At 36.5% G+C, this 13,194-nt stretch carries 12 protein-coding genes; 2 read left to right on the top strand and 10 right to left on the bottom strand.

Features of this window, described 5'->3' with window-relative positions; all coding sequences use genetic code 11:
* Positions 1-72 precede the first annotated feature (72 nt).
* Genes AC220I_RS11020 through folE form a run of 5 tightly spaced genes read right to left on the bottom strand, consistent with a single transcriptional unit; the run spans position 73 to position 4,010 of the window.
* Complete coding sequence (locus AC220I_RS11020) at positions 73-570, bottom strand: HD domain-containing protein (RefSeq protein WP_486723883.1); 498 nt, start codon at positions 568-570, stop codon at positions 73-75.
* A gap of 41 nt (positions 571-611) precedes the next feature.
* Complete coding sequence (locus tag AC220I_RS11015) at positions 612-1,397, bottom strand: aminotransferase class IV (protein ID WP_486723882.1); 786 nt, start codon at positions 1,395-1,397, stop codon at positions 612-614.
* Positions 1,387-2,835, bottom strand: a complete 1,449-nt coding sequence (gene pabB / locus AC220I_RS11010) for an aminodeoxychorismate synthase component I (RefSeq protein ID WP_486723881.1) — start codon at positions 2,833-2,835, stop codon at positions 1,387-1,389. The genes AC220I_RS11015 and pabB overlap by 11 nt, the downstream gene beginning before the upstream one ends.
* A complete protein-coding gene (locus AC220I_RS11005) occupies positions 2,832-3,413 on the bottom strand; it encodes an anthranilate synthase component II (protein ID WP_486723880.1) in 582 nt (193 codons plus the stop codon). Before AC220I_RS11005 ends, pabB begins: the two co-directional genes overlap by 4 nt.
* Before the next feature lie 9 nt (positions 3,414-3,422).
* Positions 3,423-4,010, bottom strand: coding sequence for a GTP cyclohydrolase I FolE (gene folE / locus AC220I_RS11000; protein WP_486723879.1), 588 nt, complete (start codon positions 4,008-4,010; stop codon positions 3,423-3,425).
* Between the two features lie 301 nt (positions 4,011-4,311).
* On the opposite strand from folE, the gene AC220I_RS10995 reads away from it, so the two are divergent.
* Complete coding sequence (locus AC220I_RS10995) at positions 4,312-4,716, top strand: twitching motility protein PilT (RefSeq protein WP_486723878.1); 405 nt, start codon at positions 4,312-4,314, stop codon at positions 4,714-4,716.
* A gap of 93 nt (positions 4,717-4,809) precedes the next feature.
* Here the strand turns inward: AC220I_RS10995 and namA are convergent, their stop codons facing one another.
* Both namA and AC220I_RS10985 read right to left on the bottom strand, forming a co-directional pair.
* Positions 4,810-5,829, bottom strand: a complete 1,020-nt coding sequence (gene namA / locus AC220I_RS10990; RefSeq protein WP_486723877.1) for an NADPH dehydrogenase NamA — start codon at positions 5,827-5,829, stop codon at positions 4,810-4,812.
* Between the two features lie 384 nt (positions 5,830-6,213).
* Positions 6,214-7,599 (bottom strand): tryptophanase, encoded by a 1,386-nt coding sequence (locus AC220I_RS10985; protein WP_486723876.1) that lies wholly within the window; start codon positions 7,597-7,599, stop codon positions 6,214-6,216.
* 238 nt (positions 7,600-7,837) lie between these two features.
* On the opposite strand from AC220I_RS10985, the gene AC220I_RS10980 reads away from it, so the two are divergent.
* A complete protein-coding gene (locus AC220I_RS10980; RefSeq protein WP_486723875.1) occupies positions 7,838-9,163 on the top strand; it encodes a MarR family transcriptional regulator in 1,326 nt (441 codons plus the stop codon).
* A gap of 103 nt (positions 9,164-9,266) precedes the next feature.
* On the opposite strand, the gene AC220I_RS10975 is transcribed toward AC220I_RS10980, so the two are convergent.
* The 3 genes from AC220I_RS10975 to AC220I_RS10965 form a co-directional block, all read right to left on the bottom strand.
* Positions 9,267-9,683: an SRPBCC family protein gene (locus AC220I_RS10975; protein ID WP_486723874.1), complete on the bottom strand. Its 417-nt coding sequence runs from the start codon at positions 9,681-9,683 to the stop codon at positions 9,267-9,269.
* Positions 9,684-9,799: 116 nt separating this feature from the next.
* The gene (locus AC220I_RS10970) at positions 9,800-12,445 is read right to left on the bottom strand and encodes an NYN domain-containing protein (protein WP_486723873.1); all 2,646 of its coding nucleotides are present in this window, start codon (positions 12,443-12,445) and stop codon (positions 9,800-9,802) included.
* Between the two features lie 338 nt (positions 12,446-12,783).
* Positions 12,784-12,978, bottom strand: a complete 195-nt coding sequence (locus AC220I_RS10965) for a YwbE family protein (RefSeq protein ID WP_486723872.1) — start codon at positions 12,976-12,978, stop codon at positions 12,784-12,786.
* Positions 12,979-13,194: the final 216 nt, after the last annotated feature.

Here is a 13,194-nt window from a genome sequence, read left to right as displayed (position 1 = left end):
GAGTGTTTATTATTGTCTTTTTTTTGATACCTGATTATCCGACATCCAATTTTTTCTCAAATTACTTAGTATCTAGTATTTGATCTCTATATTCTTCTTGTTAATATCCCAATTGCATTCCCCTGATACATGGCAATTAAAACAAGCTCTTGATAGCTTGTCTGCTTGGTTAAAAAAAGCCTGAATGCTTTTTTGTTCATTTAGGGTTTTACTTCTATGACTTAATATAATATCAACAATCAAGTCAATTTCGCCCTTAGAATAACCCACATCTTGCAAAATATCAACACAGAGTTGAGCACTTGCGATTTCATGTGAAATATCATTCATATACTCTATATGGCGACCAATATCATGGCACATAGCTGCAGCATATATTATATCTTTTAAGTCAAAACCCTGAAGTACAATCTTATTTTCCAAGCAAAGAATATAGGCAATCCTTGCAACATCCACAAAATGTGACAAATCATGCTTACAAAAAATACGATCTACTTCATACGCCTTAATCTGTTCAAGGTGACTTTGATATTGTTTGTGCTTGATGATTTGTTGATATCGAGTTGACATAAAAGGTTCTCACTTTCATATATTAAACGCTTATACTAATTTCAAATCCTATTGTTCTTACTTTGATTTACAAGATAATCTTCATAGCAGTCTCTAATCTCAGATATAAAGGCCAAATCAGGCATGATCTCATTGTTCACTTTTGAAATTTTCATAACGCCCATTAAACTATTGGTTAAAAAAGCACCCTCACTTGTCATTAAACGGTCCAGTGTGATTGGCGATTCTATAACAGGATAAAGCTTCATTAACTCAGCTCTGACAATACCAGGTAGTAACCCCTCTGATATTGGTGGCGTTACTAAAAGCCCCTTCTCAAGGATGAAAAGATTGGCAATACTACTCTCTGTGAGATTGCCGTTCTCATTTTGAAAAAGACAATCATGATAACCTTTTTTGTTTGCTAATCGATGCGCGAGAATGCATTCACCATAGTTTAGTGACTTGTGCTTGATCAAACTCATCTTTGATGCCCTTATGAAATCACCTGTTAGAACATGAAAACCATGTTGATATAAGGCATTCGTATAGGAAATAGGCCTTGTTGAAGCAAGAACATTTTTTTCTGTAATCACAAGTTTTAAGGCGCAGTCCTTAATATCATATTTAAAGATTAAGGCTCTTACACATTCAGAAGTTAATGCTTTTTTGATACCAAAGGCACTGAGGCTCTTGTTGATTCTTTCCACATGAGCCTCTAAGAATACAGCCTCATTCCTTACCAATATCGTTTCAAAAAATCCTATGCCAAAGAAGAAGCCCTCATCTACCTGTATCAGTTCATTATGATATTGAATTTCATCAAGTTCAATCTCTTTAAGACACATAATCCGCTCCTAAACTCTTAAATAGTGCCACAGCCTTATCAATGGTTTCATCATATTCCGCCAGAGTTTCAGACTCCCAAGTGATACCACCACCAACACCAATATGGGCCATATTATCTTTAAGGAGTATCGTTCTTATGACGATGTTAAAATCGGCATTGCCGTCAAAGCCCAAATAGCCAATGGCACCGGTATATATGTTTCGCTTCGTCTTTTCAAGTTCGTCAATAATTTCCATAGCCCTTATTTTAGGTGCACCAGTAATTGATCCCCCTGGGAAGGTCGCCTTTATACAGTCAACGGGCGTTTTACCCTTTTCAAGTTGACCTTCAATCGTAGAAACCAAGTGAAAGACAGTTGCATAGGCTTCAATTTTAAAAAGTTCCGTCACCTTCACCGAACCTGGTATGCAGACCTTGCTTAAATCGTTTCGTTCCAGATCCACAATCATCAAGAGCTCAGACTTGTCTTTTTCGCTCATGATCAGTTCATTTTTATTAAATTCATCTTCTTCAGGTGTTTTACCACGAGGTCTTGTTCCTTTAATAGGTCTCGTTTGGATTTTTCCGGATTTTATTTCAATAAAACGCTCAGGTGAGGATGATAAAATACTAAAACCCTCTAGGGGCATGTATGCGGAAAAGGGTGCAGGATTAATCTGTCTAAGCTTCTCATAGACCTCAATACCCGGTCGATTAAATTCACTTGAAAAAGTATGTGTCATGTTTGCAATATAGATATGACCTTCTCTGATATAATCTTTCATTTTGTTAACTGCTGACTGATATTCGAGTGATGAAAAAGGTGACTTAAACACTGGTTTAGGTGAATTAACCACAGCTTCAGTCGATTTTTGCAGCATATTCTTTTGAGTATTCGGTGGATCTTGATCAAAATCATCAATGGATTTGATTTTCTCTATGATTTCAGAAACACTTACATCAGCTGGCTTCAACAGGTTTAGTCCCGTTATGATTAATTCATTTGTTTTATGGTCAAGTATGACGGCATTGTCATAAAACACAAAATAGACATCGGGTATTTCTACCAATGTCTCTGCCTTAAATATGAGATTCTCCACCTCTTGCCCCAAATCATAGCTGAAGTAACCCAGTGCACCTCCAACAAATGGATAAGATGTGTCATTTATAATTTTATATTTTTGAACGGTTTGATTTAAAAATTCAAAGATATCCCTCTTGTCCACCTGCCATTTAAAATCGGCGGCTTTTTCTGTAAAATCCTTGAGATAAATCTTGCCCTTTTCATATTTTATAGCTAAAAATGGATTTACACCAATTATACTGTATTGGCTAAAAGGAGAATTTTCTTTTGAAGAATCTAGAAAAATCAGATCTTCACCTTTGGCAACTTGCTCATATATTTGAAATCCATTCCATGCGTTCTTTATTTTTTTGTATTTTAGGATTATACTCATGCCTTGATCTCCTCGCACCATGCAATATAGTTTGCCAACAAGGCATGACCATGTTCTGTAAGTACAGCTTCTGGGTGGAATTGAACCCCTTCAAGCATCAAGGTCTTATGCTTTATCCCCATAATGCTCCCATCTTCGCTTTTAGCTGTTATCCAAAACGAATCTGAAAGTGTTTCCTCTTCAACTACAAGTGAATGGTACCTTGTCACCTGCATGGGTGATGGTAGATTTTTAAAGACACCCTTGTTTGAATGTGTAATCATCGAAAGCTTGCCATGCATAGGTCTTTCACCCTTTACAACTCTAGCACCATGAACGTGTGCAATTGCTTGGTGACCTAGGCAAACACCCAGGATTGGAATTTGGTCAGCAAATTGTTCAATAACGCTTTCACAGATGCCTGTTTGGCTAGGGTCTTTCGGTCCAGGTGAAATAATGATGCCATCAGGCTTTAATGCTTCAATCATTTCAATGGTAATGGTATCATTTCGATGTACTTCCATCTCTACGCCTAGTTCAGCAAAATAATGGACGAGATTATACACAAATGAATCATAGTTATCAATCATTAAATACATCTTAAACCCCTAACTTTGATATATTGCCATCAGTTTTAAATATAAACTGTCTTCTGATTTAAAACGCCCTTTGAAAGTGGTTGTCACAGTTTTAGCATTGGTCTTTTTAATCCCTCTACTGGTCATGCAGCTGTGCTCGCCCTTAATAATCACAGCAATATCTTCCGATCCTGTGATCATGGTCATAATCTCCGCTATATCTGTTCCGATGCGCTCTTGCAATTGTAATCTTTTTGAGACCATATCCGTAATTCTTGCGATTTTACTTAATCCGATGATCTTATCCGTCGGAATATAAGCCACAGTGACATACATGTTGTACATCAAAGCCAAATGGTGCTCACAGAATGAGAATATTTCTATATCCTTCATGACCACCATATCCTTGCTGTCCATCTGAATGTCCAAATCTTCTTCAAAGGTCTTATTAAGCAAAGCTGCAATTTCAGCATTGGTATAATTCATACCTTCGAACACCTCGGCATACATGGTTGCAACTCTTGTAGGTGTATCCACTAGACCCTCTCTATCAGGATCATCACCTAAAGCAATTAAAATACCGCGAATATGCTCCTCTATCGCTTTTTTATCGATCAATTCCATTTCCTCCTAAATGTTACTTTATCTTTAAGTGACCCTAGAGACACCCTTATTCAATACATTTATGCACTACTTTCAGGTAATTATTTTCTACTCATTATATAACATATCACCTTAATTTAACACTGTATCGTATATTTTTCGTGTATTTTTACAATAATGAAACATACTTCATTTTACTAATTTTGTGATTTAAACATAATAATTTCAAAAAAATAAAATAATCTTAATGAGAAAGCTTTTAAATCATGCTAAAATTAATTATGAACCTAAAATACAGAACTTACAGGGGGCTTATATGATTAAACTAATTATTGGACAACCAGGCATGGGTAAAACAAAAGAAATGATTGATCATGCGAATGCAGCTGTTAAGACTTCAAAAGGCAATGTCATTTTTATAGGTGAATCAGACGAAAGTATGCTAGAAATTCATCATGATATTAGATATATTAATATTTCAGAATTTCCAATCAACTCTTCTGATGAGTTTATTGCTTTTCTACATGGTTTAATGAGTACCAATTACGATATCGAAAGCATGTACTTAGATGGTATTTTAAATATTTTCATACTAACACCTCAAGAAATTTGTGAATGGCTGGATAAAATTAAAGTCATCGCAGAAGGTTTGAATGTTCACTTTGAAATTAGTTTAAGCATAGTAGGTGAAATTCCTGAATGCTTAAAACCATTTATGTAAAACTTGAGATTTGATCTTACAAGAAAATTAAAATCAATTTTATTAAAAAACGAGCCCTTGGGCTCGTTTTTATATTGATGAAACTATGCTTTACTACTTGCTTCTAAAATATTGTTCTGGCCAAGCCATATCTGATTTTAGAGTTAAGGTTGATTGGAGAGGCCAATAAGGGTTTCTCAGTAATTCTCGTCCAAGAAAAACAAAATCAATTCGATTATTTTGGAGCATTTCCTCAGCCATTTCTGCCTTTGTAACGAGGCCCCCACCAACTACTGGTAGACCTGTTTTTTCTCTGATGATTTCTGCAAATTTAATCTGATATCCTGGATATAAATTTAGTCTGGCTTCAACCACACCACCCGAACTAACATCAATCAAATCAATACCTGCATCCTTGACAAGGTTTATCATTTCAGCGATATCCTCTGGATGATTGCCTACTTCATGATATTCTTCTGCTGAAACTCTAAGCATCAAGACGTTTTCCTGAGGCCAAACACTTCTTATTGCTTCAATAATTTCTCTTAAAAATCTTGCTCGATTTTCAGGACTACCACCATATTCATCAGTTCTCTTATTCGTTAACGGTGATAAAAACGCGTTGATGAGATAACCATGTGCACCGTGAATTTCAAGCACATCAAATCCTGCTTCTCGAGCTCTTCTAGCCCCCTGCTTGAAAGCTTCTATAACCATATTAATGTCTTCTCTATCCATTGCTTTTGGGGTCACAGATTTATCATTGAAGGGAATCGCACTTGGCGCAATAATCGCTTCATCTGGCGCTTCACATTTTCGTCCAGCGTGACCTAATTGAATGCCAACTTTTGCGCCTTGAATTTTACATGCATCTACAGTCATCTTAAGATTTTCAACATGTCTATCATCCCAAATGCCCAGGTCTCTATTTGAAATTCGACCACGTCTTTCCACAGCAGTGGCTTCAAAAATAATGAGTCCTGCACCACCCACAGCTCTGCTCGCATAATGGATATGATGCCACTTATTAGACAAACCATCATCATTGGCACTATACATACACATTGGTGGCATTACAATTCGATTCTTGAACCTTATATTTTTTAAATCATACTCTGAAAATAATTTTGACATAATTTTTCTCCTCTTCTTACTTGATATATCGCTGCAAATCGTATTGAGACTGCAATTTTATCGTTTTTGTATTTAAAATATACTCCGATTAAACTATATACCCTATGGTGTAAGCTTTAAAAGCAAATCTAACTTATAAACAAAACAATTTTGTAACAATGTTTAAGTAAACAACATTTAAGCCATCTCATTATGACTCAAAGTGTTTTCGCAAATTGATGTTACTTACTCAAAGCTGAATGAGAACTAATGATATACAAAAAAACACCTCTCTGCTCGTGTCAATGAACAAGCATAGAGGTGTTCCCTATCATGATTGAAATACCATTCTGATATCACAAATCTCTTTAATAAACGATTTTTTGTTCCCAGGTTAGGCCTAATTTATTTTCTAATGATTGGTATGAGTTTTGAGGTGAAATGTCTTAAGACTGGTGGTTGCCAAGTAATCTCATAACCATTTATTTTATCGGCATTTTTCTTGATTTCTTTCAAGGCCTCCACTACCACATCAAAGTGAGATTGAGTATAGACACGTCTAGGAATTGCAAGTCTTGTAAATTCCATTTCAGCTTCTAATTGCTCTCCTGTTTCAGGATCAAGGTCGAGTAGATATGAACCTATGTCACATGATCTAATACCCGCCTCTAAGTAGAGCTCACATGCAAGGGCATGTCCTGGAAATTGAGTGTATGGGATGTGTGGTAATAATGCTTTTGCATCTAAGAACACAGCATGGCCGCCCACAGGATATTGGAACGGAATTCCCGCCTCTTTTAATTTATCACCAAGATACTCCACCTGACCTATTCTGTATCTTAAGAAATCTTTTTCAATACCTTCATATAAACCAATCGATAAGGCTTCAAGGTCTCTTCCTGCTAGACCACCATAAGTTACAAAGCCCTCATAAGGAATTGTCAAACCTTTTACTTTTGTAAAGAGTGCTTCATCATCTCTAACACCAATCAAACCACCCATGTTAACGATGGCATCCTTCTTAGCACTCATCGTAAAAGCATCTGCATAAGAGAACATCTCCCTTACGATTTCAATAATTGGCGTATCTGCATAGCCTTCTTCACGTTGACTTATGAAATAAGCATTTTCAGCATATCTTGCTGCATCAATGATCATCGTGATGCCATACTTATCTGCAATTTTACGTGTTTCTCTAAGGTTTTCCATTGAAACCGGCTGACCGCCAGCTGAGTTGTTGGTAATGGTCATAATAATTAGGCCCACATTTTCAACACCAGTGCTTACGATTTCTTTCTCAAGTCGCTCTAAGTCCATATTGCCCTTAAAAGGTAGGTATGTTTGAGTATCCTTAGCTTCTGCAACCACTAAATCAACTGCTCTTGCTCCCAATAGGCCAACATGACCTCTTGTTGTATCAAAATGCATATTTGAAATACATTTTTGACCTTTTTTAAGCAAGCTCGGAAATAAAACCTGCTCAGCTGCTCTGCCCTGGTGTACAGGCTGAGCATATTTATAGTTAAAGATATCCTTTACGGTAGCCATTAATCTCTTGTAGCCTCTCGCGCCTGCATAAGACTCGTCACCAGACATCATGCCAGCCCACTGCGCATCACTCATTGCGCCAGTGCCACTATCCGTTAAAAAATCAATATAAACGTCATCTGAATCAAGACCAAATAAATTGTAGTTGGCATTTTTCAATTTTTCTTCTCTTTCAGCTCTAGTTGTCATTTTAATGGGTTCAACCATTTTAATTTTAAAGGGTTCTGCAACATATTTTTTCATATCATTGACCTCCTCATTCTTTGATTTTATTGTATCTGACAAGACAATGACTGTATATTGTCTTTAATTGTCTTTAATAAAGCCATTGACTTTTTTCAGCATATCAGCTCAGGTTCTCAATCTTTTATGCCCCTCTTTGTGCCTTGTGATCATACCAGTTCTCCTTTAAAATTGCTTTTATTGACTTTAATCACTTTTTAGATATACTTATTTTAAAGACAAATTTTGGAGTTGATTTATGTTAAAAATTGCAATTCTAGGGCCACTTGACCGACTGGATCTCATAGATCAGTATTTACATGATTTTTTCAAAGAGCTTAAGACTTTTAAAATTGAGTTTTCCACAACAACACAAGTGCCTAGCATTATTGAGTACTTACAGGTGCAAGAGTCATTCTTTGATGCAGTGATCTTCAGTGGTAAAATCCCCTATGACATTATTAATCATGCCATGCATTCTAAGAACCCATGGGTTTATATCGACAAGAACCACTTCCAATTGCAAAGTCTTTTACTTGGCATTGCACTAAAAGGACAATATGATCCTCTTAATATCAGTATCGATTGCTTCAGTGAGAAGTCGATTCTTAAAGCCTTTTCTGAAGTTGGTTTAACACGAGATCAATATCGTTTTTTTTCCATGGAACCCAATATTTATAAACCTGACTTTATTGAGGATATCATAAAATTTCATCGTCATAATTATGCTAAAAATAAGGTATCTGTCTGTATTACTGAAATTACGAGCATTTATGAAAGCCTCTGTAGTGAAGGTGTTCCTTGTATCCTTTCACTCCCCTCACGAGATGACCTTCACAATGCCGTGCAAAAGTTAGAACTTAAAATCAGATCCAGAGTCAATGCTTCAAGTCAAATCGTTGCCATTGCTATTGAAATTGATCAACCAAACGAATATTCGCTTCTCCTTGAAAACGACTATCAAATGATGGCTGAAAAAATAAAAGTCACAGAAAAAATATATCTTTTTGCACAAAGAATTCAAGCCACAGTGGTAGAAATCGGAAAAAGAGGCTATCTGCTCTTTAGTACTAAGACGATCCTAGAAAACGAAACCCAGAACTTGCATCATATGGCATTGCTTGATGATGTTTCAAGTGCCACTATGAGCACCATCAGCTTAGGTATTGGATACGGCATCACAGCCAGAGAAGCCAACTACAATGCAAATCTTGGTATGATCAAAGCTCAAAAGGGTGGTGGAAACCTATGCTTTGCAGTAAACGATGGAAATTATATTGGCCCAATTCTTAACACCATAAGACCAAAAGACAAGAATACCACAAAAATAGACAACAATTTTTTAAGGGTTTCAGAAGTCACTGGAATCGGTATAGATACCATCTTTAAAATACAGTGCTTTATTGATCAGCAAAAGAACATATTTACACCCAACGAGTTAGCAGCTTATCTAGAGATCTCCAAGCGAAGTGTCGACCGCATCTTGGATAAGCTTGAAACCAGTGGCTATATGAGTATTATTGGTAAAAAAAGTGAGTCCGGTCATGGTCGGCCAAGTCGAATCATTAAAATTTCTTTCGATTGACATCTCTTTACCCCCCTTTTTGACCAAAAAAATAGACCCCCAAAAGTTAGAATTTCTAGGTCTAACTTTTGGGGGACATATCATTTTCTAAATCAAAAGTGGACTATACTTGCTCAACATATTTTTTAAAGTGATTTAAAATGGATTGCCAGCCTTTTCTTTGAAGTTCTAGGCTGTTTTCACTTTCTGCATCAAACGTTTCGATAATTTTAGTTGAGCTGCCATTATCTTCAAAAGTGATTTTTACGCAACGGTTATCACCAAGCTTATATGAAATAAGCTTATTTTCAACAATTTGATCATAGATGCCTTCGAAATCAAAGCCAATACTTCCGTCCTTGGCTTCCATCCTTGATGAAAACTTCCCACCAATCCTTAGATCATTAGAAGCTTTAGTTGTATGCCAATCTTCTGATGCATAGTTCCAATTGACAATATGGTCAGGTTCATTCCAATACTGCCAGACTGTTTGAATCGGTTTGTTAACAGTTGTCTCTATTGTAATATTCTTAAATGTCATATTATTTGCCTCCTATCTTCTTAGCGCAAATGGCTAATTCTTCCTAAAGACTTCTTCATAATATGATTTTTATACCCCACAAAACTCTATATTAGCAACATTTTTGAACTTAATCTCTAATCCTTGATTTTACTTTGAATTAATTCTATATCTTCAATGCTCAGCACATCTTCAAATGATGTTTTGTTGTGTTTCATTCCATCCAGATAGTCATGGTTCAGTTTGATATTGAGTTGTCTTATTTCATCCATGAGTTCCCTGGCAGACAAGAGTGCACAGCCAGCACCTCTTATGATCATTTGTTGTAAACCATCTGAAGTCGCAACCGTTATATGATATTTATTCTGGTTTTGATGTGCAAATTTTTCAATATAGTGGTCTGCTGTTTGAGCCTCACCCGTAAAAACCACATCAATATTGTGATATTTTTCAACACTTTCTCGTCTACCTTCAACTCGATAAGCATCAAAGACCACAATAACCTTACACTTTTTGAGACCTTGGTAATTACTGAGAATATCTAAAAGCTTCATTCTTGCAGCATCCATATTATCCCTTGCAAGCTCATTTAAATCTGGCCATGCAAAGATGATGTTATATGCGTCTACAAGTAAATAGACTTCAGATGTCTGCTTGGGTGAACGAACACTGCTTGTTGAAACACCTTCATAAATGCGATCCTGAGAGCGTTTTGTCTTCTTCCATGATCCTTTTCTAGATGAGTTTGCATTAAAAGTACTATTAATAATTTGGTCAATCTCTTCGAGACTCAACCACATATCTTCACTTTGAGGTAAATGCTCCAAAATCACTGGATCACTGGATTTCTTTTGAACCTTGAGATATGGCTCAAGGTGCATGTGTTCTTTAACTTGATCCCAGGGCACATAATACCCAGACCCATGAGTGCAGAAAACTGAGCCTGTTGGATTTTCGAAATCCCGCTCACTATCATAATTTATACGTGCTATGACTTCTTCCGAATTATGACATACATCATAACCATTAAGGGTCAAAAATAATCTACCATGTCCTTTAGTGTATGCAACCACATCCCTTTGGTAATTTCTCATCCTTGCTACGGGCGCTCTGCCTGTAAGCACAACCCAGCCCTCTTTTGACTGTGATATTTCACTCTGACCAAACATACTCTCAATGTCAGTCATGGCCCTTCCAACTAAATGTTCAGGCAGTTCAAGTCTAAAGCTATAATAGGGCTCCAGTAAAACGGACTCTGCTTCCATCAGGCCCTGTCTCACTGCCCTAAATGTAGCCTCTCTAAAATCGCCACCTTCTGTGTGCTTGTTGTGTGCGCGTCCCGATACAAGTGTGATTTTCATGTCTGTGATCGGTGAACCCGTTAAGACCCCCTTGTGGTCTTTTTCACGTAAATGCGATAACACCAACTTCTGGTAGCTCTTATCTAAAACCTCTTCACTACAGTTTGATGACACCACGATACCGCTTCCGACTTGACCAGGTTCAAGCAATAGATGTACTTCAGCATAATGGCGTAAAGGCTCAAAATGTCCAACCCCTTCGCTAAGACCAGTGACCTTTTCTTTATAAACAATACTACCTTGTCCAAAGTTGATTGAAATATCAAATCTATTTTGAACCAGTGTTTGTAATATTTCGAGTTGAACCTCACCCATAATTTGAACACTGATTTCCTTTAAAATCTCATCCCAAACAAAACGCAATTCGGGTTCTTCTTCTTGGAGCATCCTAAATTTAGGCATAATGACTCTTTCGTCAACGCCCTCTGGTAGTATAATCTTATATAATAAAACTGGCTCTAAAATCGGCATATTTGAGGAGGCTTCACTCCCCAAACCCTCACCGGGTTTTGTATGATTAAGGCCTGTAACTGCACATATCGTACCTGCTTCAACCAAACCTGTAGATTCATATTTTAAGCCTGAATAGATTCGAATCTGGTTGACCTTTTCTTCCCAGTCTTTGTTTTTAAGTGCATCCTTTATCTTAAGACTTCCACCTGTAATTTTCATATGGGTCAATCGATTACCAAGGTCATCTCTCGTAATTTTAAAGATTTTTGCGCCAAAATCCTCTTTATAATTCGGCTTGACTGTAAAGTTATCTAGGGTTTCCATAAAGGACATTACACCTTCAAGCTTTAGTGCTGAACCATAATGAAGAGGAAATACAAGACGATTTTTGATCAGCTTTTGAATTTGTGCCTTAGAAACCCACCCATTTTGAAGATATTCCTCCATAGTGGCTTCATCGCTTAATGCAATTTGTTCATAAAAATCATTTGAATCTAAACCTTTAAATTCAATACAGCCATCTCCCAACTCTGCTTTTATGGACTGACTTAATGTACTTTGATCAACACCAGGCTGATCCATCTTATTCACAAATATAAAGGTTGGAATTTGATATATTTCTAGTAATCTCCAGAGCGTTTTCGTATGTCCTTGAACACCATCTGCACCACTAATAACAAGGATTGCATAATCCAAGACCTGAAGTGTTCTTTCCATTTCAGCTGAAAAATCAACATGTCCAGGTGTGTCCAAAAGTGTAATTTCAGTATCATCTATATTAAAAATAGCTTGCTTTGAAAAGATTGTTATCCCTCTGGCCTTTTCTATTTCATTTGTATCCAAAAAGGCATCCTTATTATCAACCCGACCTAAACGGCGAAGTTTACCACTTAAATAAAGCATGCCCTCTGATAAAGTTGTCTTACCTGCATCTACATGTGCAAGAATTCCGACCACAAGTTTATTCATGTTTTTACCATTACCTCTACTTCTATACAATTTATATATATAACTACCCTATTGGTAATTCAATCTATATGATATCAGTTCCACGTTAATTTTACAATGTTATGGAAGGTGTCTTTGAAGTCACGACATTTCATTTTACTACCATTTGACAGCCCTATCCCATGCATTCATTTTCTAAAACACGTCTCTAATCCCAATGATTTGCTCCATAAAAAAAGACTCAGTATCGAGTCTTTTAGTTTAAGCGCTTGATTTTAGCCTTTAAATTCAGGATTTTAATTTTAGGATTTTTGTTCTTGCCATATTTTTAACTTATGTGACTTACATTCCTAATAAGATCACTCTATAATCAACTTAACTCGACCCACTTGTCCATCCTCTAACATGACCTTTATGCCATGAGGATGATTAGGACTATTTGTCAATATCCTCTTAACAATGCCCTCTGTGACTTTACCAGTTCTTTGATCTGCCTTTAATACTATTTGCACTCTCGAACCAATCTTGATATTGGCTCTACTTTGTCCACTCATTTTTACCTCTTTTCAAATATACTCATTTTACCAACTTCTCTTGACCTTGTATAAGGCCTTAGTCCCCCACACCGAATCTTAATCTCTTAAAACAACATTTGAGCCACCTTCGATGTCTCAAACCAATTTTCGCTGACGCTGTTTGAGATTGAATATTTCTCATCACAGCTTTCGGCTCAAATTTTGTTGTATATAATTAAAAAAGAAGACCTTTGG

Source organism: Fusibacter sp., assembly GCF_057447755.1.
The sequence above is the reverse complement of the archived record's forward strand: the minus strand, read 5'-3'. Positions and strand labels throughout refer to the sequence as shown.